This window comes from Stackebrandtia sp. (genome assembly GCF_035643755.1).
Lineage (GTDB): Bacteria > Actinomycetota > Actinomycetes > Mycobacteriales > Micromonosporaceae > Stackebrandtia.
Map to the genome: position 1 here is coordinate 1 of NZ_DASQPW010000117.1, position 20,208 is coordinate 20,208.

The 20,208-nt window shown below is 69.3% G+C and carries 21 protein-coding genes and 2 pseudogenes; 14 read left to right on the top strand and 9 right to left on the bottom strand.

The window, feature by feature from the left end; all coding sequences use genetic code 11:
- From VE172_RS09020 to VE172_RS09060, 9 genes and pseudogenes are all read left to right on the top strand, one after another.
- Positions 1–314: pseudogene (locus VE172_RS09020) on the top strand (hypothetical protein); the annotation flags it as partial.
- Positions 315–362: 48 nt separating this feature from the next.
- Entirely contained in the window at positions 363–857 is a 495-nt protein-coding gene (locus tag VE172_RS09025; RefSeq protein WP_324800134.1) for a hypothetical protein, read from the top strand.
- Positions 854–1,957 (top strand): hypothetical protein, encoded by a 1,104-nt coding sequence (locus VE172_RS09030; RefSeq protein ID WP_324800136.1) that lies wholly within the window; start codon positions 854–856, stop codon positions 1,955–1,957. The genes VE172_RS09025 and VE172_RS09030 overlap by 4 nt, the downstream gene beginning before the upstream one ends.
- Before the next feature lie 82 nt (positions 1,958–2,039).
- The gene (gene nhaA / locus VE172_RS09035; RefSeq protein WP_324800138.1) at positions 2,040–3,263 is read left to right on the top strand and encodes a Na+/H+ antiporter NhaA; all 1,224 of its coding nucleotides are present in this window, start codon (positions 2,040–2,042) and stop codon (positions 3,261–3,263) included.
- A 9-nt stretch (positions 3,264–3,272) separates the two neighbouring features.
- A complete protein-coding gene (locus VE172_RS09040; protein WP_324800141.1) occupies positions 3,273–4,199 on the top strand; it encodes an alpha/beta fold hydrolase in 927 nt (308 codons plus the stop codon).
- Positions 4,200–4,343: 144 nt separating this feature from the next.
- A complete protein-coding gene (locus tag VE172_RS09045; protein ID WP_324800144.1) occupies positions 4,344–5,597 on the top strand; it encodes an ABC transporter substrate-binding protein in 1,254 nt (417 codons plus the stop codon).
- A gap of 73 nt (positions 5,598–5,670) precedes the next feature.
- Positions 5,671–6,561 (top strand): carbohydrate ABC transporter permease, encoded by an 891-nt coding sequence (locus VE172_RS09050; RefSeq protein ID WP_324800147.1) that lies wholly within the window; start codon positions 5,671–5,673, stop codon positions 6,559–6,561.
- A 2-nt stretch (positions 6,562–6,563) separates the two neighbouring features.
- Entirely contained in the window at positions 6,564–7,421 is an 858-nt protein-coding gene (locus tag VE172_RS09055; protein ID WP_324800150.1) for a carbohydrate ABC transporter permease, read from the top strand.
- A gap of 48 nt (positions 7,422–7,469) precedes the next feature.
- The gene (locus VE172_RS09060) at positions 7,470–7,742 is read left to right on the top strand and encodes a hypothetical protein (RefSeq protein ID WP_324800152.1); all 273 of its coding nucleotides are present in this window, start codon (positions 7,470–7,472) and stop codon (positions 7,740–7,742) included.
- A 15-nt stretch (positions 7,743–7,757) separates the two neighbouring features.
- On the opposite strand, the gene VE172_RS09065 is transcribed toward VE172_RS09060, so the two are convergent.
- Positions 7,758–8,306 carry a TetR/AcrR family transcriptional regulator gene (locus VE172_RS09065; RefSeq protein WP_324800155.1) on the bottom strand — a complete coding sequence of 183 codons (549 nt, stop codon included), beginning with the start codon at positions 8,304–8,306 and terminating at the stop codon, positions 7,758–7,760.
- 100 nt (positions 8,307–8,406) lie between these two features.
- Between VE172_RS09065 and VE172_RS09070 the strand changes: the two genes are divergently transcribed.
- Complete coding sequence (locus tag VE172_RS09070) at positions 8,407–8,841, top strand: DoxX family protein (RefSeq protein WP_324800158.1); 435 nt, start codon at positions 8,407–8,409, stop codon at positions 8,839–8,841.
- Here the strand turns inward: VE172_RS09070 and VE172_RS09075 are convergent.
- From VE172_RS09075 to VE172_RS09105, 7 genes are all read right to left on the bottom strand, one after another.
- Positions 8,838–9,929, bottom strand: coding sequence for a LicD family protein (locus VE172_RS09075; RefSeq protein WP_324800161.1), 1,092 nt, complete (start codon positions 9,927–9,929; stop codon positions 8,838–8,840). The two genes, VE172_RS09070 and VE172_RS09075, sit on opposite strands and share 4 nt — an antisense overlap.
- A 20-nt stretch (positions 9,930–9,949) precedes the next feature.
- Complete coding sequence (locus VE172_RS09080; protein WP_324800163.1) at positions 9,950–11,236, bottom strand: LicD family protein; 1,287 nt, start codon at positions 11,234–11,236, stop codon at positions 9,950–9,952.
- Between the two features lie 156 nt (positions 11,237–11,392).
- Positions 11,393–12,085 carry a phosphocholine cytidylyltransferase family protein gene (locus tag VE172_RS09085; protein ID WP_324800166.1) on the bottom strand — a complete coding sequence of 231 codons (693 nt, stop codon included), beginning with the start codon at positions 12,083–12,085 and terminating at the stop codon, positions 11,393–11,395.
- A 156-nt stretch (positions 12,086–12,241) separates the two neighbouring features.
- The gene (gene galK / locus VE172_RS09090) at positions 12,242–13,417 is read right to left on the bottom strand and encodes a galactokinase (protein WP_324800169.1); all 1,176 of its coding nucleotides are present in this window, start codon (positions 13,415–13,417) and stop codon (positions 12,242–12,244) included.
- Positions 13,410–14,375 (bottom strand): UDP-glucose 4-epimerase GalE, encoded by a 966-nt coding sequence (gene galE, locus VE172_RS09095; RefSeq protein ID WP_324800174.1) that lies wholly within the window; start codon positions 14,373–14,375, stop codon positions 13,410–13,412. Before galE ends, galK begins: the two co-directional genes overlap by 8 nt.
- Entirely contained in the window at positions 14,372–15,451 is a 1,080-nt protein-coding gene (gene galT, locus VE172_RS09100) for a galactose-1-phosphate uridylyltransferase (RefSeq protein ID WP_324800177.1), read from the bottom strand. Before galT ends, galE begins: the two co-directional genes overlap by 4 nt.
- Complete coding sequence (locus VE172_RS09105; RefSeq protein WP_324800180.1) at positions 15,448–16,239, bottom strand: DeoR/GlpR family DNA-binding transcription regulator; 792 nt, start codon at positions 16,237–16,239, stop codon at positions 15,448–15,450. The genes galT and VE172_RS09105 overlap by 4 nt, the downstream gene beginning before the upstream one ends.
- 137 nt (positions 16,240–16,376) lie before the next feature.
- Between VE172_RS09105 and trpS the strand changes: the two genes are divergently transcribed.
- From trpS to VE172_RS09125, 4 genes and pseudogenes are all read left to right on the top strand, one after another.
- On the top strand, positions 16,377–17,411 hold the full coding sequence (trpS, locus tag VE172_RS09110; protein ID WP_324800183.1) for a tryptophan--tRNA ligase: 1,035 nt from the start codon (positions 16,377–16,379) through the stop codon (positions 17,409–17,411).
- A 10-nt stretch (positions 17,412–17,421) separates the two neighbouring features.
- A complete protein-coding gene (locus tag VE172_RS09115; RefSeq protein WP_324800186.1) occupies positions 17,422–17,961 on the top strand; it encodes a 2'-5' RNA ligase family protein in 540 nt (179 codons plus the stop codon).
- Positions 17,958–18,875, top strand: a complete 918-nt coding sequence (locus tag VE172_RS09120; protein ID WP_324800189.1) for a YihY/virulence factor BrkB family protein — start codon at positions 17,958–17,960, stop codon at positions 18,873–18,875. The genes VE172_RS09115 and VE172_RS09120 overlap by 4 nt, the downstream gene beginning before the upstream one ends.
- A gap of 56 nt (positions 18,876–18,931) precedes the next feature.
- Positions 18,932–19,294 (top strand): annotated as a pseudogene (locus VE172_RS09125) (DUF4395 domain-containing protein); the annotation flags it as partial.
- A gap of 186 nt (positions 19,295–19,480) precedes the next feature.
- Here the strand turns inward: VE172_RS09125 and VE172_RS09130 are convergent.
- A complete protein-coding gene (locus VE172_RS09130; protein ID WP_324800191.1) occupies positions 19,481–20,206 on the bottom strand; it encodes an ABC transporter permease in 726 nt (241 codons plus the stop codon).
- Between the last annotated feature and the right edge of the window lie 2 nt (positions 20,207–20,208).

Here is a 20,208-nt window from a genome sequence, read left to right on the forward strand (position 1 = left end):
GCACCCGCGCCGTCCGCCCGGTCGCCGAACACTCCGCCGCCGGCCGTGTCATCCGCGGCGGGACGCCCGGCGAGCCGCACCGCGGCGAGCCGACCGAGTTCGTCCGCAAGCCCAAGGACAGGCACGGCGATCCCGACACCCCCAACCGCGCGGTGATCCGCAATTCGCTGGCGCTGCCGGTCGCGCCGCCGACCCCACCCGAGCCCGCACCGGCGGCGGGGGTGGTGCGCGCGCGGCGTCACGTCGAGCCCGAACCGCTCGACCACGACCCGGGCCCGTACCTGACGAACTACAACCTGGGCCGGGGCCAATGATCGCGGTGCTGTCTTGAAATGGGAGTCCTCGCCGATCGACTCAACACCATGACCGTGCGGGTCTGCTCGCCGGACGACACGGTGCGGCTGTACCTGACCGGCGGAGGCCAGCTGCACCTCGAGTTCGCCCGGGGATCGCTGCTGGAGCACACCGAGTCGTCGCTGTCCAAACAGCTCAGCCACGTGTGCACGATGGCGGTGCGCCGCCGGCGCCAGGGCATGGCCACCGCCGTGCGCGAGGCGATCGCCGACATGGACTCCGACGAGGACGACACGTTCACCCGCCAACCGCCGCCCACCCGCGCCGCGCCGAGCGAGCCGCCCATCACCGCGCTGGGCCGCTCGCCGCGCTCGCTGGTCACGGTGCGCCGGATACCGGGCGCCATATTCGATATCAAGGTGCGCAAGGGAACTCTGGCGCGATTCAACGCCGAACAGGTGATCGCGGAGTTCCACGAGGCGTTCAACGCCGCCGCGACCGACTACAAACGCCAGGCGGCGGCGCTGCGGAAATCCGGCGCCGCCCGAGGGAGTGCGCCGTGAACCACAAGCTGTCCATCGCGCTGCGGGCCCTGGCCGAACACTCGGGGGCCTGCGCCGAACACGCGCGCCTCGCCGACGCCGCCGCGCGCTACCTGTCCGAGCTGACGCTGCCGTCCGACACCTGGGGCGAGTTCGGCTTCTCATCCACACTGGACGAGCGCTGGGCGGCGTCCATCGACGCCCGCTCCGGCGACCTGGCCGAGCTGCACCAACGCATCCACGGAGCGCACCAGACCCTGCGCGCCGCCGCCGAGGCGTACGCCGACGTCGAGGACGAGCACGGCCACCACATCAGGGTGCACGTCAATCCGGACTCGGCGTCCGCCGACGCCCCCGGCGACGCGCGCGGCGACCTGCCCGACGCCACCCACCCCGGCCCCGACGCGGCGCCGGTGCTGCCCGACCCCACCGTCAACCGTGACTGCCCCGGAGGTGAGGCGCTGTTGGCCTGCCGTGAGGAAAATCTGTCCACATTGAAGCGTGCGGAGGACCTGCTCGACGAGTCGGGCCGGCTCGACTTCACCGCGCCCAGCGTGTATCTGCGCCGCCTCGCCGGGCTGCGGCCCGGCGCCATCGGCGGCCGGTCCACGGCCCTGACGGCGCTGTCGTCCGCATTGGACACCATGCGCCACGACCTGACCGGCGGCGGCGACGCGCTCGCCGACAGCTGGGAGGGCGCCTCCGCCGAGTCCTTCGCCGCCCACAACGCCGCGACCGGCGAGCGGCTCGACGGCGTGGTCGACTCCCTGGCCTGGCACGCGAGCGAGGCCGAGGAGCTGTGGCGGCTGCTCGACGGCCTGGCCCGCGACGTCGCCGAGGCGGTGTGGGGCCGCGTCGAGACCGTCGGCGCCTCCCGGATCACCCGGATCCGGTCGGCGGTGTCGCTGGTGGAGGACGCGCGCGGCTACACCCTGGACGCGCCGGCGGCGCACCCGATCTGGGGGAGCCTGTCCGACGGCGAGATGGACGCGGCCGTCCAGGTGCTCTACAAGCGAGTGTGGTACCTGGCCAACGCCATGTCTCGGCTGGTCGCCGACGCCGGCGACTCGGCGGCGCAGCGGCTCGACCCGGCCCACCGCCCGCCCGCGGACGCCGGGTGACATCGGGCGGTAAACCGTCGAAACCCGCGCCCGCTGTGACATGGTGAGCCCATGACCGAGCGGGCGGCACGGGGGTTCCACAATGGTGCGTAACCTGGCGCGCAGGGTGGCCGCCGCCCGCGCCGAGGCCGTCCGGTACCTGCGCGTGGAGACCACCGGCGGCATCATCCTGCTGGGCGCCACCGTGGCCGCCCTCGTCGTGGCGAACTGCGGCGCGTCCGGGTGGTACCACCGGCTGTCCGCCACGGTGGTCGGTCCGCACGCGCTGCACCTCGACCTGACGGTGCAGGGCTGGGCGCAGGACGGCCTGCTCACCGTGTTCTTCCTGGTGGCGGGCCTGGAACTCAAGCGCGAGTTGATGTCCGGCGAGCTGTCCACCCTGCGCCGCGCCCTGCTGCCGGTGTTCGGCGCCGCCGGCGGCATGGTCGTGCCCGCGGCGGTGGCCGCGGTCGTGGCGGCCGGCACCGGGCACGCCGGCGACGTCTGGCCGGTGCCCACCGCCACCGACATCGCCTTCGCCCTGGCGGTGCTGGCCGTGGCCGCCAGCGCGCTGCCGCCCACGGTGCGGGTCTTCCTGCTGTCGCTGGCCGTGGTGGACGACCTGGGCGCCATCATCCTGATCGCGGTGCTGTTCACCGGGGCGATCCACCTGTTCCCGGCGCTGTTGGCCGCCGGTTGCGTCGCCTTGTACTGGGTCGGGCAGAAGCTCGGCTTCCGGATGCTTCCCGTCTACATCGGACTGGGGGTCCTGGCCTGGGTGGCGACCCACGCCTCGGGCATCCACCCCACCATCGCCGGTGTCGTGCTCGCCTTCGCCACCCGCGGCAACCCGATGGACCCCGACGACGAGAGGCCCGCGCCCGCGCTGCGCCTGGAGCATGCGCTGCAACCGATCTCGGCCGGCATCTGCGTCCCGGTGTTCGCGTTCTTCGCCGCCGGCATCTCCCTCAACGGCGCCGACCTGCTGGCCTTCGGCGCCGACCGGGTCGCCGTGGCCGTGGTCGCGGGCCTGCTGATCGGCAAGTTCCTCGGCGTGTACGGCGGCACCCGGCTGGCCGTGGCGACCGGCCTGGCGTCCGTCCCCAGGGGAGTGAGCTGGCGCGATCTGGCCGCCGTGTCGGTCCTGACCGGCTGCGGCTTCACCGTCAGCCTGCTCATCGCCGAGCTGTCCTTCCCCGACCCCCACCAGCAGGACCGGGTGAAGGCGGCGGTCCTGCTGGGCTCGGTCCTGGCGGCGGTGATCGCGGCGCTGCTGCTGCGCCGCCGAGTCAGGCGTCGGGAGGAAAACCCCCACATCGGACGGTAACCTGAGGCGATGCGAAGCCGGCGCGCCATTTCCGAGAACCAGGTCCTGCTGGACGGCCCCTGGCGGCACCGCTTCGTCGACGCCAACGGCGTCCGCTTCCACGTCGCCGAGCTCGGCCAGGGCCCGCTTGTCCTGCTGGTGCACGGCTTCCCGGAGTTCTGGTGGGCCTGGCACCGCCAGATCGTCGACCTCGCGGGCGCCGGCTACCGGGTCGCCGCGGTCGACCTGCGCGGCTACGGCGCCAGCGACAAGCCCCCGCGCGGCTACGACACCTACACCCTGGTCGGCGACCTCACGGGCCTGATCCGCGCCCTCGGCGAGCGCGAGGCCGTGCTGGTCGGCCACGACCTCGGCGGCCTCCTGTCCTTCGCCGCGGCCGCCTTCCACCCCGGCAGCGTCCGCCGCCTCATCGTGCTGTCGGCCGCCCACCCCCTGCGCCAGCGCGCGGGCCTGGTCGTCGACCCCCGCGGCCAACTCGCGGCCAGCCGCCACCTGCTGGCCTTCCAGCTGCCCGGCTTCGAACACGCCGTGGTCCGCGAGGACGCCTCCATGGTGGACAAGCTGATGCGCGGCTGGGTCGGCGAGGCCCACCGCGACACCCCCGAGTTCGCCGCCTACGTCCGTGCCTGCCGCGACGCCATCCAGCTCCCGCAGGCCGCCTACTGCGCCCTGGCCGCCTACCGCTGGGCCCTGCGCTCGGGCGTGCGCATCTCGGGTCGCCGCTTCGTGAAGCTCCTCCAGGAACCGATCAGGGTCCCGACCCTGCAACTCCACGGCGCCCGCGACACCTGCCTGCTGCCCCGCACGGCCCAGGGCTCGGGACGCTACGTCTCGGCCCACTACGAATGGCGACTGCTTGACGACGTTGGGCACTTCCCGCAGCTCGAGCGCCCGGAGCTGATCACCGGGGAGATCCTGCGCTGGATCAAGGAGTAGCCCCTGGTCAGAGCCCGGCGACCTCCGCGGAATGTTTAAACGTGTCGCAGTTTGGTAACACCTGCCCCCCAACCCTTGACAACGTTGCATAAAGGCGGGAGCGTCGCACCGAAAGTTGTTCACTTTATTGACTTGGAGGACGACGTGAAGCGACGTGGTTTCCTCGCGGCCGCCGCGGTGCCCGCCCTGGCGCCGCTGCTGGCGGCGTGTTCCGGCGACAGCAAGAACCAATTGGAGATCTTCAGCTGGTGGACCGGACCCGGTGAGGAAGAGGGTCTGGCCAAGCTCATCAAGATGTTCAAGGAGAAGTACAAGGGCGTTGACTTCAAGAACTCCGCGGTCGCGGGTGGGGGCGGAGACAAGGCCAAGGGCAAGCTGGCGGCGCGACTGGCGAGCCACAACCCGCCCGACTCGTTCCAGGCCCATGTCGGCGCCGAGATGTTCGACTACGTCGACAACAAGGTGCTGGACGACCTGACCTCGTTCATCAAGGACAACAAGTTCAACGACGTGCTTCACCCCGCCACGGTGAAGAACATGACGCAAAAGGGCAAGATGTACGCCATCCCGGTGGACGTGCACCGCGCCAACCTGCTGTGGTTCAACCCCAGCGTCCTGGAGAAGGCGAACGTCGAGCCGCCCAAGACCTGGGAAGACCTGATCAGCCAGAACGCCAAGTTCAAGAAGGCCAAGCTCATCACGCTGGCCACCGGCGCGCAGTGGACGCTGCTGCAGCTGCTGGAGACCGTGCTGCTCGGCCAGCTCAAGGCCGACAGCTACCGCAAGCTGTTCAACGGCGGCAAGGACTGGACCGAAAGCGACGTCGTCGCGGCGCTCAACGTCTACGCCGACGTCCTGAAGATCTCGGACATGAAGCACCACGCCAGCGACTGGCAGCCGCAGCTGGACAAGGTGGACAAGGGCACCGCCGCCTACGCCGTTGTCGGCGACTGGGCGTACGCCTACCTGGCCACCGCGAAGAAGCGCAAGTACAAAGAGGACTACGACGTGGTCGTCACCCCGGGCTCCGACGGGATGTTCGACTTCCTCGCCGACGCCTTCACCCTTCCGTCGGGTGCCCCGCATCCCGACAACTGCAAGAAGTGGCTGAAGGTCGTCGCGTCCAAGGAGGGCCAGATCCAGTTCAGTCTGGTGAAGGGCTCGCTGCCCGCCCGCAAGGACGTCGACGCGTCCGAGTTCAAGGACTACCAGGCCTGGAACTCCAAGCAGTGGACCGACCCCAAGACCGAGGTCGTCCCCTCGCTGGCCCACGGCGCCGCCGCGGGTCCCGCCTGGTCGACCAAGATCACCGACGCGCTCGGCGAGTTCACCACCGGCGGCAAGGCCAAGGACTTCGCCGCGAAGGTGCAGTCGGCGTACGAGAAGTCCCAGAAGTAAGACACGATCGGCTAAGGTTGGCGCGCCGCGAAGTACTGGGCGCGCCAACCGTTTGACGCCAAAGGAGAGACCCGTGCGGCGAATCCGCAAGTGGGGACCGGGATTGCTCCTGATCTCGCCTTCCCTTGTGCTGCTCGCGGTGTTCGTATACGGCTTTTTGGGCTGGAACATCCGCGTCTCGCTGACCACCTGGCAGGGCATCAACCCCAGCTACGACAGCGCCGGAATGAAGAACTATTCCGACCTGATGGACGACTCCATCTGGTGGCGCGACGTCCAGCACGTCCTGATCTTCACCCTGGTCTTCGTCGGCGGCGCGCTGCTCCTGGGCTTCTTCCTGGCCCTGCTGATGGAAAAGGGCATCAGGGGCGAGAACCTCTTCCGCAGCATCTTCCTGTTCCCGATGGCGGTGTCGTTCATCGCCACGGGCATCATCTGGAGCTGGCTGCTCGACAACGGCGAGGGCAGTAACCTCGCGGGCATCAACAAGCTCTTCTCCGCGGTCGGCCTCAACTTCCTGGAGAACGACTGGCACAAGGCCGACTCGTCCTGGGCCATCTCCGCGGTGGCGCTGCCCGCGGGCTGGGCGCTGTCGGGCTACATCATGGCGCTGTTCCTGGCGGGCATGCGCGGCGTCCCCGACGAGCTGCGCGAGGCCGCGCGCGTCGACGGCGCGGGCGAGTTCCGGGTCTTCTGGCACGTGGTCCGCCCCATGCTGTGGCCGACCGTGATGGCGGCGGTCGTCATGCTGATGCACATCTCGCTGAAGACCTTCGACCTGTTGTACGCCCTCGACTACAACAGCCCCAAGCTCGAAACCCCGGCCCTGTACATGTATCGCGACATCACCGACGGCTACTACTACGCCAGCGGCGCCACCATCGCCACCGTTCTGGTGTTCGGCATCGCCGTCATCATCGTCCCGTACATCTGGTACACGATGCGATCGGAGCGCCGCTCGTGAGCATGATCCGTACGAAATGGTCGCGCCCGGCGCTGATCACCCGCTACACCCTCCTGTTGGTGTTCGTGGTGATCTTCCTGATGCCGATCTACGTGGTCCTGGTGACCTCGTTCAAGTCCCCGGCGGAGGTGAGCGTCCCGGACATGTGGAGCCTGCCGCACCACCTGTCCTTCGACAACTTCATCAAGGCCTGGGACCAACCCGCGATCCACCACGGCCTGCTCAACAGCATCCTGATCGCGGGCACCTCCGCGATCGTCTCGTCGTTCCTGGGCGCGGCCAACGGTTTCGTGCTGTCGAAGTGGCGCTTCCCCGGCGCGGACTGGGTGTTCCCGCTGATCCTGTTCGGCATGTTCATCCCGTACCAGGCGATCATCATCCCGATGACGCAGTTCTACAACGACGTCGGCCTGTGGGGCAACGGCGAGGCCACGGGCGGCCTGCTGGCCCTCATCCTGACCCACATCATCTACGGCCTGCCCATCACGACCCTGATCTTCCGCAGCTACTACGCGGGCGTGCCCGACACCATCTTCGACTCCTCCCAGATGGACGGAGCGGGCATGCTCCGCTCCTTCTGGCACATCGCGCTGCCCCTGGCGATCCCGGGCTTCGCGGTGAGCATCATCTGGCAGTTCACCTCGGCCTGGAACGACTTCCTGTTCGGGCTGGTCCTCACGACGGACACCAGCTCCTGGCCGGTCACGATCGGCCTGAACAACATCGCCGGCGTCCAGACCATCCCCTTCGGACAGGCCATGGCCGCGGCCCTGATCGCCAGCCTCCCGACCCTCGTGGTCTACATCATCCTGGGCCGCTTCTTCATGCGCGGCCTGATGGCGGGTGCCCTGAAGGGCTGAGCGCGATCGGCCGGCGTCAGCACCTCGGAAGAGGCTGGCCGAAACGCGATGCGTGACGCGCTCAAGGAGAAATTCGCGATGGGCGGGAACGGCGTGGCCTTAGCGAGGCGGGGCCGCGTCAGCAGCAGAGGCCGAACGCATATCGAGGCGATCGGGACGATGGACCACGGCGGGGGCGCTCCGATGGCCCGGGACACCACGGTCTACGCCGACCCGGACAATCAGCTCACCGGAACCCTGCTCACCCAGACCGGGTTTTCCGGCCCGGATCCGATGCGCCTCATCAACGACTTCTGGACCACGCTCTACCAGGCGACCTGAAGGGCCGAGCCCGCGTCATTCGAGCCCGACCCTGGCGACCATCCGGCGCGCCAGGGTCTCGGGGTCGGCGTCGTCGGCCAGCGGGGAGCCTTTCAGCGCTCCGTCCAGCCACAGGGACGCGAAGCCGTGCACCAGCGACCACGCGGCGAGCTGGGTGTCGGGGCCGCGCCCCGCCGTGGCGCCCGTCCGCAGCTTCGCGGCGGAGCCCTGCCTGGCGGCGGCGAGTCGGGCGTCGTCGGCGCTCAGGAGGTCGCCGCGGAACATCACCTTGAAGTGGCCGGGATTGCTTACCGCGAAACGGACGTAGGCCACCGCGATCTCCCTGAAGTCCGGGCCCGCCGCCTCGAGCTGGTCGGCCAGTAGCCCGAACGCCTCGGTGGCCAGGGCGGTCAGCAGCCCGCGCCGGTCTCCGAAGTGGTGCGCGGGCGCGGCATGCGAGACGCCCGCGCGGCGCGCCAGCTCGCGCAGGGACAGGGTTTCGACGCCACTTTCGGCGATGTGCTCGGCGGCGGCCTTGAGGAGCGCGGGGCGCAGGTCGCCGTGGTGGTAGGTGCCTTTGGCCATGGGCACATTGTGACTCATATGAACTTGCCATTGACAAGATTGCGAGGCCAATATAATCTTGTCACCGTCAAGATTGATAAGCGTCGATAAGGAGACCCCCATGGTCCCGCTGTACGCACTCGTCATCGTCACCGGTTTGGCGCGGCTGTCGGGTTGGCTGGGCGTGCCCTGGCTCGACTCCTGGACACACTCCACTCAGGTCGGTCTCGCCGCGATGTTCCTGTTCACGGCCAGCGCCCACTTCACTCAGCCGCGCCGCAAGCTCCTGATCGCGATGGTCCCGCCCCGGCTGCCCCGCGCGGCCACGCTGGTCACCGTCACGGGGGTCCTGGAACTCGCCGGCGCCGTCGGCCTCCTGGTGCCACCCACCGCCCGGCTCGCCGCGGCGTGCCTGGCGGTCCTGATGCTGGTGATGTTTCCGGCCAACGTCCGAGCCGCCCACGCCGACCTCGGCATCAAGACCATGCCGCTGCCGCTGCGCACCCTGGTCCAGCTGGTGTTCATCGCCGCCTGCGCCCTGGTCGTCGCGGGCTAGAGCCGATCCAGCCACTCGCCTTCGCCGAGGCCGTGCAGCAGTTCGCGGTAGCGGTCGATCTTGACGCGGTTGAGCTTGCCGACCGCGTCAAGCAGGGCGAAGTAGTGGAGCGTGTTGAGGAAGTCGGCGTCGGTGACCTCGGCGTTGGGGGCGTCGATGCGGGCGTCGAATTGGGAGTCGGGGACGCGCCATTGACCGTAGTTCTCGTCGAGGTAGCGCTCGGGCGGGTCCGGGACGAACTGGGGGCGGCCCAGGAATTCCACCGTGGTGAGCTCGAAGGGGGAGTTCCACCAGCGGGTGGCGGTGCCGTCGTGCCAGACCTTGCCGTCGGTGCCGAGGTAGTGGGGGAAGAGGTCGACCATCATGCCGTTGTCGTGGTTGACGCGCAGGCGGTCGGTGTTGAAGTCGATCTTGCGGACGTTGAAGGCCGCGTCGGCGTCGAAGGCGCGTTCCAGGTCGGCGGGGGAGATCTCGGAGGTGAAGAAGCCGAGGTCGATGTCCTTGTCCCAGCTGATGAAGCCCGAGTCGCGGACGTAGCCCAGGAGGGTGCCCGAGATCAGGAAGCCGCGGACGCCGAGGGAGGCGAACTTGGCGTTGAGCTGTTCGAGGGCGATGGCCGCGCGGGGCTCGAAGGCCGAGTCGTCGGGGGTGGACCTGGTGGCGCGGATGGGTCTCAGGGCGCCGTGGCGGATGCGGCCCAGGCGGCGGCGCAGCCGGTGGGAGCGCAGAGCCTGGAGGATGATCGCCTTGCGCAGCAGGGCGCGGGCCTCGCCGTGTTCGCCCGCGACGCTGGCGGCGCGGGCGACGGAGTTGAGGAGCAGGACCACCTGGTGGCAGCTGCGGGGGCTGTCCCACCACAGGGCACGGATCTGTTGGTAGTCGGCGGGGCGGCCCATCAGGGAGCGCAGCTCGCCCCAGAGGCGGGCGTAGCGCCACAGGCCGCCGCGAATGGCGTTGACCAGGACGTCCCTGGCCCCTTCGCGGTCCCCGGCGGTGCGGACCCGGCGGGCCTCGGCGAGGCGCTCGACGGCGAGCCGTTCGCGTTCGTCGGCGGTGTCGGGAAGGGGACGGGGAAGCGTGGCTGACACTGGTGCGGCTTTCTGTCGGGTCACTTGGTTTTGACGAGGGCGGAGGCGATGGAGTCCTCGCCGGCCCTGCGCAGCTCCTCGGCGGAGCCCTCGCGGTCGCCGTTGCCGAGCTTCTTGAATGCGCGGCGGATCAGGTGGAAGCGGAGGTATTCCGGCCAGGTGGTTTCCACGTTGGGGGCGTCCTGCTCGATGAAGGCGTCGAACTTGGGGTTCGGGGTGCGCCAGTCGCCGTAGTTCTCGGTGAGGTAGGTGTCGGGGTCGGCCGGCAGCGGCAGGTGGAGGCCCGAGATCTCGCGGGTCTTCACCTCGAAGGGGCTGTTGGCCCAGCGGACGAAGACCGCGTCGTGGTACATCTTGTCGCCGTCGCGGTAGAAGCGGAAGATGTCGATCGGGGAGCCGCCGCGGTGGACCAGGCCGAGCTTCTTGGTGTGCGGGTGCACCACGTCGAAGTCGAAGCGGGGGTGCTTGGAGAACAGCGCCACCAGCGCGTCCAGGTCGAAGTCCTCCTCGCGGATCCCGACGTCGATGTCGTTGTCGTGGGACAGCGGACGGCCCTGGCGCACCAGGCCCAGAACCGTTCCGGCGGCGATGAAGTAGGGGATTCCCGCGGACGTCAGGGCCTCGTGGAGGTCCTCGAAGGCGCCCCAGGGGCTCTTGCCCTCCAGGTTGGAGTCGACGATGGGGGCGTCGAGGCGGTGGCCGGAGCGCAGCAGCTCGATGGCGTCGAGGTAGAGCCGGCTGGCGTCGTCCACCTCTCCGGCTCGGGCGGCCGCGGTGGCCAGCTGGCGCACCGCCTTCAGCAGGTCCTCGGGCTCGTGTGGGAGGGAGTCCCAGGCGGCGCGCAGCCGCCGGTACTGCTCGGCGGTGTCGCACAGCTTGGCCACGGCCCACAGCACCTGGCCGGTGCGGGGGAAGCGCCTGATGGCGTCCACCGCGACGGCGTCGGCGTCGGCCTGGTCCAGCACGCGGTACCCGTAGGTGACCATGCGGGCCACGCACCCGGCGTGGGAGGGCTGCAGCATCCGCCCGGCGCGGGCGGCGCGCAGCGCCTCGTCGTACCGCCCATAGTAGGCGTGGAAGTCGGAGTGGACCTCTTGCAGCCCAGGCGATTCCGGGAAACGTCCGTCCAGCGTGGAGAGCGTGTCGGTGAGCAGGTCGTCGGCCCCGGCCCGAAACACCGCGCGCGCCGCCACCAGCGCCACCGACAGATGTCGCGTCGGGATGCCGCCGCTGCCGCGGATGAACTTGGTGATCTCGTCCTGGCTGGAGTTTTCACTCAGGTACTTCAGGGCGGCGTAAGTGCGCACCGCTCCCGGGGGAAGGGCACGATACAGGGGCGCGCGACTGAGCACGCGCACCACTGTTCGTTTCGCGGAAATCGGCATGACTGTGAATTCTCAACCTCGGTCTGGCTGAACGATACGAGCGTAGTCACGCCCGATGAAGTTATATGTGCGTTCCGTTTAGAACGTGCGGTTGGCGCGCTCCAGGTCCTCGGCGAAGTCGACCTCGATCACGGGGTGGTGGGAGATGTCGAGCGCCTCGATCTTCACGCCGTCCTTTTCGATCGCCAGCTCGATGCCGCGCTCGAAGTAGTCCTGCGCCTCGCACTCCTCGAGCCGCTTGGTGAGCAGGATGCGGTCCGACGAGGAGATGAAGTTGATGCCGACGGCCTCGCCCAGCGGGCCCTCGGTGATCTTCTTGGACAGTTCGTTGATGTAACCGTCGGAGTCCAGTGTGTACTTGACCTCCTCCTCGGCGACCGAGGAGGTGTTGACGCACACGAAGGAGCGGTCCATCGCGATGTGCGGCAGCAGGTCGTCCAGCACCTTCTCGTCGAAGACGACATCGCCGTTGAGCCACAGCACGCCCCCGGGGCCGGCGATGTTGAGCGCCTTCAGCAGGCTCTTGGAGGTGTTGGTGTCGCCGTAGTCCTGGTTGTACATGAAGCCGACGTCGGGCGCGGCCTCCATGATCATTTCCTTCTTGAAGCCGACCACGAGGTGGATGGAGTGGCGGCTGAAGCGCGCGGTGAGGTGCCGCAGGGCGCGGTGCAGAATGGTCTCCCCGTCCGACAGCGGTGTCAGCGGCTTGGGGTGCGGACGACCCAGTCGGGATCCGACTCCGGCGGCGAGGATGACGATGTTGTTGGCCACGAATTCTCCTTCACAAAGGCATGGGTGCGGCAGCCCGAATCGACGAGGGATGAACCACCAAGCGTCGAGCGACTATATCACCGGAGCCTGGCGCGACTACCGGCGTGTTTACGCCATGGTCGCCGAAACGCCGCCTTACGGACCACCAAAATTTGATCAGATGTCGAGTCGATGCGCGCCGCGGGTGGGCCTCCCGTCGTAGAACTCGGGTTGCGGGAGATCGTTGGCGTCGACGGACTCGGTCACCGCGTCGATCACCGACACCACGGAGTCGGTGTGGGCGAGGGCGATGACGCTGCCGCCGAAGCCGCCGCCGGTCATCCGGGCGCCCACGGCGCCGCCCCGCAGCGCCGCCGACACCGTGAGGTCCACCTCGGGAACCGTGATCTCGTAATCAGCCATCATGGACAGATGGGACTCGGTCATGAGCCGCCCCAGGCGTTGCGGCAGGTCCTTGGGGGCCTCCTCCAACAGGACGGCGGCGTCGTTGACGCGCTGGTTCTCGGTGAGCACGTGCCGCACCCGGCGCCGCAGCACCAGGTCGGGCAGTCCGATGTAGGTGGGATCGGTGACGTCGCGCAGGCTGGCCACACCGAGGATTCCCGCGGCGCGCTCGCAGTCGCGGCGGCGGTCGGCGTACTCGTCGTCCACCAGCCGGTGCGGCGCGTTGGTGTCGATGATCAGCGTCGTGAGGTCGTAGCGCTCCTCGAGATCGAACGGCAGCCGCCTGATTTCCCTTGATCGGCAGTCCATGTGGATGATCTCGTCGGCGTGGGACATCAGGCTGGCGGTCTGGTCGAGGATCCCGGTGGGCGCACCCACGTACGAGTTCTCCGCCTCCTGGGCCAAAAGCACCATCTTCTCGCGCGATATCTCCACTTTGTACAAGTCGCACAGCGCCCCGATCACCGCCACCTCGAGGGCCGCCGAGGACGACAGCCCGGCGCCGACCGGCACGTTGGAGGCGATGGAGATCCGGGCGCCGCCGATCGGCTCCTTGGCGATGTTGCGCAGCGCCCACACCGCCCCGGCGACGTACGCGCCCCACCCGTCCACGGCCTCGGACTCCGGCAGCGTCTCGGCCACCCGGGTCGGCCCGAAGGTGATGGTCTCGCCGGTGGCCTCGGAGTGCACCCGCCAGGTGGGGCTGGAGGAGCGCTGCACGGCGGCCACCGTGTAGTAGCCGATCGCGTGCGGCATCACGAAACCGTCGTTGTAGTCGGTGTGCTCGCCCAGCAGGTTGATCCGGCCGGGCGCGGCCCACATCAGCTCGGGGGTGCCGCCGAAGGTGAGCCTGAAACCGTTGAGGGCGCGAGCTTTCAGGTCATCCACGCTGGTAGAACTCCCAGGCGTCGGCGATGATGTCCTCCAGCGCGGGCCTGTCCGGGCGCCAGCCCAGGTCGCGCTCGGCGGCGGCCGACGACGCCACCAGGGTGGCGGGGTCGCCGGGGCGGCGCGGGGCGTCCAGCGCCGGGATGTCGCGACCGGTGACCCGCTGCGCGGCGGCCAGCACCTCGCGGTTGGAGAAGCCGTTTCCGTTGCCCAGGTTGTAGATCCGGTGCCGGTGGGCCTCGGCCTTGTCGACGGCCAGCAGGTGCGCGCGGGCCAGGTCGGCGACGTGGATGTAGTCGCGCACGCAGGTGCCGTCGGCGGTGTCGTAGTCGGTGCCGTAGATCTGGAGCTTGTCGCGGTCGCCGGCGGCACAGGCCAGGATGATCGGGATCAGGTGGGTCTCGGGGTCGTGGCGCTCGCCGTGCCACAGCCCGGAGGCGTCCTTCCAGGCGCCGGCCACGTTGAAGTAGCGCAGGCTGACGGCGGCCAGGCCGTGGGCGATGGCGTAGGAGGTGATGGCGTAGTCGGCGGCGAGTTTGTTGGCGCCGTAGGTGCTGGTGGGGCGGGTCACGGCGGTCTCGGTGACGGGGAGCTCGGAGGGGTTGCCGTAGACGGAGGCCGAGGACGAGAACACCAGGGTGCCCACATCGGACTTCCGCATCGCCTCCAGCAGCGCGAGGGTGCCGGAGACGTTGGCGTCCCAATAGATCTCGGGCTTTTCCATGGACTCGCCGTTGGCGATCAGGCCCGCGAAGTGGAACACGCCGTCGAAGCCGGGGTCCAGCACGTCGGCGGAGTCCTGCACCCGGCCGCGCTCCACTGTGGCGCCCGCCGGGATTCCGTTGGCGTCGTTGGTGGCCAGGTCGTCGAGCACGACGACCTCGTGGCCCCCCTCCAACAGCATGGTGGTCACGACGGACCCCACATAACCGGCGCCGCCGGTGACCAGATACTTCATTCCGCCTCCCGAAGTAGCCGCGCCGCCTCTTCCGGCGCCACGTCATTGACAAAAGCTCCCATGGCCGATTCCGAACCCGCCAGGTATTTCAACTTACTGGGGGCCCGGCGAATGCTGAACAGCCGCAGGTGGGTGTGGGCCAGGTCCCGGTCGGCGCGCACCGGCGCCTGGTACCAGCCCGAGATGTACGGCAGCGGGCTGCCGAACAGGCAATCGAAGCGCCGCAACACGTCGAGGTAGACCTCGCCGAAGGCGTCGCGGTAGTCGTCGGGCAGTTCCGCCAGGTCGGCGAAGCGTTCGTGCGGGTAGAGGTGCACCTCGAACGGCCAGCGGGCCGCCACCGGCACGAACGCCGTCCAGCGGTCGTTGGACGCCACGACGCGGGTGCCCTCGGCGCGCTCGGCGGCCAGCACCTCGGCGAACAGGTTGGCGCCGGTGCGTTCGCGGTGGGAGCGCGCCGCGTTCAACAGCTGCGCCGCGACCGGCGGCACGAAGGGATATCCGTATATCTGCCCGTGTGGATGGTGGAGGGTGACGCCGATCTCCTCGCCGCGGTTCTCGAAGCAGAACAGGTACTCCACGTCGTCCATGTCGGACAGGCAGCTGACCCGGTCGGCCAGGGCGTCCAGCACCACCCGCACCCGCGCGGGTTCCAGCCGCGCGAAGGAGGCGTCGTGGTCGGGGGTGAAGCACACCACCTCGCAGCGCCCGGTGGCCGGGCGCCGGGGCGACAGCGGGTCGTCCACGGCGCCGTCGGCGATGGTGCCGCCGAAGGACGGGAAGCGGTTCTCGAAGACCGCGACCTCGTATGAGGGGGCGGGGATCTCGGTGGGATTGTCGTCGGTGGTGGGGCACAGCGGACAGTGCTGAGTGGACGGCAACAGCGGGCGGCCCTGGCGCGCGGCGGCCACCGCCACCCACTCGTCGCGCAGCGCGTCGTAGCGCAGCTGGGCGGCGGGCGGTCGCGCGGGCAGCCGCCGGCGGTCGGCGTACGCCTCGCGCCCGGCCCCGGGCGCCGCGTCGTAGTAGTTCAGCTCGCGGCCGTCGGCCAGCTTGATCGTGCTGCGGGTCGTCACGCGGCGTCCTCCTCGTCCTCGCCGGCGATGATGAGCCGCCCGACCGCCTCGCGCAGCGCGCCCCGCGCCGGGCCCGGCAGCCCCGCGTCGGTGACCAGCACGTCGGCCTCGTCCGGCGCGGCGATGGTGCGGATGCCCACGATCTCCCACTTGGTGGAGTCGGCCAGCACCACCAGCTTGCGGGCCGCGTCGATCAGCGCCTTGTCGGTCTCGGACTCCATCAGGTTGGGGGTGGTGAAGCCCGCGGTGGCGCTGACGCCGTGCACGCCGAGGAACAGCATGTCCACGTTGATGGACTTCAACGACGCCACGGCGAACGGCCCCACCAGGGCGTCGGAGGGGGTGCGGATGCCGCCGGTGAGGATCACGGTCTGGTCGGTGCGGCCGGAGCGGTAGAACACGTCGGCCACCGGCACCGAGTTGGTGACCACGGTCAGGCCAGCGACGCCCACCAGGTGCTGCGCCAGGGTCCAGGTGGTGGTGCCACCCGACAGCGCGATGGCCTGGCCGGGCTTCACCAGCCGCGCCGCGGCGGCGGCGATGGCCTCCTTGGCCTCCTTCTGCCGCACCGACTTGGCGGCGAAGCCGGGCTCCTCGGTGGAGCCGATGTCCACCGCCGTGGCGCCGCCGTGCACCTTGGACACCAGCCCGCGCTCGGACAGCGTCTCCAGGTCGCGGCGGATCGTCATGTCCGACACGCCGAACTCGTCGACCAGCTCGGCGACCCGGACGGCGCCGCTGCGCCGCACCCGCTCGGCGATCACCGCCTGGCGTTGAGGGGCCAGCATGGGCACTCCTTGGATAGGTCTCGGGAACTCGATCATAAACGCACACGACTAAACACGCCAATGTGGGTTCCGTCGCCCCTCGCCGCCAACGGCAAGGCTGAAACGTCCGGGCCGATCGGCTGGGGCAGAATTGCCGCATGATCTCGACCGATGCCGCGGGGGAGCCGACCCGCCGTCCGCGGGTGTTTTCCGGCATCCAGCCCACCGCCGACTCGTTCCACCTCGGCAACTACCTGGGGGCCCTGCGCAACTGGGTCCCGATGCAGGACACCCACGACGCGTTCTACTGCGTGGTCGACCTGCACGCCATCACCCTCGAACACGACCCCAAGCAGCTGCGCCAGCGCACCCGGGTGGCCGCCGCCCAGCTGTTGGCCATCGGCATCGACCCGGCCCGCAGCACCCTGCTGGTGCAGTCGCAGGTGCCCGAGCACCCGATGCTGACGTGGGTCCTGCAGTGCCACACCGGTTTCGGCGAGGCCGGGCGCATGACCCAGTTCAAGGACAAGTCGTCCAAGAACGAGCGCGTCACCGTCGGCCTGTACACGTACCCGATCCTGATGGCCGCCGACATCCTGCTGTACCAGGCCGACGCCGTCCCGGTCGGCGAGGACCAGCGCCAGCACCTGGAGCTGTCGCGCGACCTGGCGCAGCGCTTCAACCACACGTACGGCAACACCTTCACCGTTCCCGAGCCGCACATCATCAAGTCCACCGGCACCGTCCAGGACCTCGCCGAGCCGTCCAAGAAGATGTCGAAGTCGGCGTCGGGCCCGGCGGGCATCATCGACCTGCTGGAGGACCCGGCCCGGATCCGCAAGAAGATCAAGTCCGCCGTCACCGACACCGGACGCGAGATCGTCTACGACCCGGACACCAAGCCCGGCATCTCCAACCTGCTCACCATCTACTCCACGCTCACCGACACCCCGATCGACAAGCTCCAGGACCAGTACGCCACCAGCGGCTACGGCGACTTCAAGAAGGACCTGGCCGACATCGTCGCCGACTTCTGCGCCCCGATCGCGCAGCGCACCAGGTCCTACCTGGACGACAAGGCGGAGCTGGACAAGATCCTCATGGTGGGCGCCGAGAAGGCCCACGCCGTCGCCGCGCGCACCCTGTCCAAGGTGTACAAGCGGGTCGGATTCCGAGAACCGGTACGGGACTAGGGGAATCACCATGCTCACCATCGGCGTAGCCATCCCCATCCCCGACCCGTGGGGTCCCGTCCTGGACGCCGCCCGGGCCCGCACCGGCGACCCGCAGGCCGTCCACGTCCCCAGCCACGTCACCCTGCTGGGCCCCACCGAGATCGCCTCCGACGGCCTGGGCGAGGTGGAGAACCACCTGGCCGCGTGCGCCGCCGAGCACCACCCCTTCGAGCTGCACCTGCGCGGCACCGGCACCTTCCGGCCCATCACCGAGGTGGTGTTCGTGACGGTCGCGATGGGCATCAGCGAGTGCGAGACGCTCGAGTCCGCGGTGCGCACCGGCCCGCTGGCCAAGGAGCTCAACTACCCGTACCACCCGCACGTCACCGTCGCCCAGGCCGTGGACACCCCGGCCCTGGACGCCGCGTTCGAGGAGCTGGCGGACTTCGAGGCCCAGTTCACGGTGGACGGATTCGTGCTGTACACCCACGACGACGACGCCACCTGGCGACCACGCCGGGCGTTCGGCTTCGGCGCCGCGGCTCGATGGGCCACCATAGACGCGTGAAGTTTCCCGATGTGGAGGCGCTGCTGGACCGCGCGGTCGAGTGGCTGCGGGGAAAGTCGAAGCGGTTCGACCACTTCTGGCGCGCCCAGGAGCGGTTCTTCGAGGTCGACGCCGGACGGCTGTCCGCGGCCATCGCCTACTACGCGTTCTTCGCGGCGTTCTCGCTGTCGCTGCTGGCCGTCGCCGTGCTGGGCTACATGCTCGACTTCCACACCCTGTACGACGCGGTCGACGAATGGCTCAGGACCAACCTCCCGTTGGTCAGCGTGAAGTCGATTCGGGCGTCGGCGTCGACCATCGGCCTGGTGGCGCTGGTCGCCCTGGTCATCACGGGCGTCAGCTGGGTGCAGGCGATCCGCTCCTCGATCCGCGCGGTGTGGCTTTTGGACCAACAACCCGGTCACCCGATCCTGCGCTGGATCATCGACCTGGGGGTGCTGATCGGCCTGGGCGTCCTGCTCGTCGGTTCCATCGCCATCACGGCCGTGGCCGATGTGGCGCTGCAATGGCTGAGGCACGGGGAGACGGACGGCTGGCTTCCCACCCTGATCAATTACGGCAGCACCGGGATCGGCCTCATCGTCAACACGATCCTGGCGGCCGCGCTGCTGTCGGGCCTGCCGCGCCTGGCGCTGCCGCTGAAGCGGCTGCTGCTGCCGTCGCTGTCGGTGGCGATCGGCCTGGAGCTGCTCAAGACCGTCGGCCGCCTCTACATCAATTCGGCGGCCGACCGCCCCGCCTACCAGGCCGTCGGCACGGCGGTGGGTCTGTTGATCTTCCTGTACCTGTTCAACCAGATGCTGTTGTTCGCCTCGGCGTGGACGGCCACCAGCCAGCGCGGCGAGGCGATCGATCTGGCCAAGCGCCAGAAGATTGAGACCGAGGACATCGAGACCATCGACCCGATCGGGTAGAAGGTTCGCTGACAGGCGGGTAGTGTTCCCTATTCATCCGATGGGATATAGGGATTATGAGAAATCTGTTCACGTTCCCCAATCCGGTCAACGAGGTGTCGGCCCGCCTGGTCGCCGGTGGCGTCGTCGTGCTGAGTCTGGTCACGATCGTCTTCGATCTGAAATGGCTGACGCTGGCGATCGCCTACGGCTTCGCGGCTCGGGTGGCGGCGGGGCCGACGTTCAGCCCGCTCGGCCAGCTGGTCACCCGGGTCATCGTGCCCCGGTTGCCGCTGGAGGCGAAGCCGGTTCCCGGTCCCCCCAAGCGCTTCGCGCAGGCGATCGGCGCGGTGTTCTCGGTGACGGCGGCGGCGCTGGCGCTGGTCTTCGACGCGCCGCTGGCCGCCTGGATCGTGCTGGGTGCCCTGGCCGTCGCCGCCACGCTGGAGTCGGTGTTCGCCCTGTGCCTGGGCTGCAAGGCGTTCGCCCTGTTGATGCGCCTCGGCGTGATTCCCGACGAGGTCTGCGCCGAGTGCAACGACATCGCGGCTCGACACGCCTCCCGAACAGCGTTATGGCCCGCCCGCCGCGATCCCCTCGCGGCGGGCGGGCCCATCCCCTCCTGGTTACGCCTCCGAGGCCAGGGTGAGCGAGCGGAGCCGCCGTCCGGCGTAGACCACCGCCCCCACGGTGACGACCGCGGCCAGCACCGCCGCGGCGATCACGTTGACCTCGCCGGAGACGGTGCCCGGCGCCAGCTTCGCGGCCAGCGCCACCGACCAGTACTGCACGCTGAGCACCTTGGCGCCCGAGACGAGCCCGGCGATCAGGTTCTCCCACAGCAGGATGTACATCAGGCCGATGATGACGGCCTGGCGGCTCAGCACCCCGAGCAGGACGAACAGGGCACAGTAGACGACGCAGGAGATCGCGGCGGCCACCCCGTACACCAGGGCGGCGCCGCCGGCCGAGCCGCTGATGATCAGCCCGGCGAGGTAGGTGGGGACCGCGGTGAGCACGATGGCCGCCACCGTGGCGACCACGAACTTGGTGACCACGATCTTCCAGCGCTTCAGCGGCTTGGTGAGCAGGTACACGATGGACCCGTCGTCCACCTCGGTGCTGATCGCGCCGGTGCCGACGATCAGGGCGATCAGGGGCACCACGGTGCCCATGGTCAGGCCGCCCAACACGAAGGTCATGGCGGCCCGCTGGCCCTGCGGGGTGTCGGTGGTGATGAAGCGGACGCCCACGGACAAGAGCAGCTGCGCGAACGGGAAGATGGTCAGCAGCGCGCCGCGCCACCCCCGCAGCAGGTTCATCCTGGTCAGCCGGGCAACAGTGCCGTTCATGA

Excerpts from the sequence above, each read along its gene's own strand:
- VE172_RS09025 (WP_324800134.1), top strand. The coding sequence starts at position 363 with ATGACCGTGCGGGTCTGCTCGCCGGACGACACGGTGCGGCTGTACCTG.
- nhaA (WP_324800138.1), top strand. The coding sequence starts at position 2,040 with ATGGTGCGTAACCTGGCGCGCAGGGTGGCCGCCGCCCGCGCCGAGGCC.
- VE172_RS09040 (WP_324800141.1), top strand. The coding sequence starts at position 3,273 with ATGCGAAGCCGGCGCGCCATTTCCGAGAACCAGGTCCTGCTGGACGGC.
- VE172_RS09055 (WP_324800150.1), top strand. The coding sequence starts at position 6,564 with ATGATCCGTACGAAATGGTCGCGCCCGGCGCTGATCACCCGCTACACC.
- VE172_RS09060 (WP_324800152.1), top strand. The coding sequence starts at position 7,470 with ATGCGTGACGCGCTCAAGGAGAAATTCGCGATGGGCGGGAACGGCGTG.
- VE172_RS09065 (WP_324800155.1), bottom strand. The coding sequence starts at position 8,306 with ATGGCCAAAGGCACCTACCACCACGGCGACCTGCGCCCCGCGCTCCTC.
- VE172_RS09070 (WP_324800158.1), top strand. The coding sequence starts at position 8,407 with ATGGTCCCGCTGTACGCACTCGTCATCGTCACCGGTTTGGCGCGGCTG.
- galE (WP_324800174.1), bottom strand. The coding sequence starts at position 14,375 with ATGAAGTATCTGGTCACCGGCGGCGCCGGTTATGTGGGGTCCGTCGTG.
- VE172_RS09105 (WP_324800180.1), bottom strand. The coding sequence starts at position 16,239 with ATGCTGGCCCCTCAACGCCAGGCGGTGATCGCCGAGCGGGTGCGGCGC.
- trpS (WP_324800183.1), top strand. The coding sequence starts at position 16,377 with ATGATCTCGACCGATGCCGCGGGGGAGCCGACCCGCCGTCCGCGGGTG.
- VE172_RS09115 (WP_324800186.1), top strand. The coding sequence starts at position 17,422 with ATGCTCACCATCGGCGTAGCCATCCCCATCCCCGACCCGTGGGGTCCC.
- VE172_RS09130 (WP_324800191.1), bottom strand. The coding sequence starts at position 20,206 with ATGAACGGCACTGTTGCCCGGCTGACCAGGATGAACCTGCTGCGGGGG.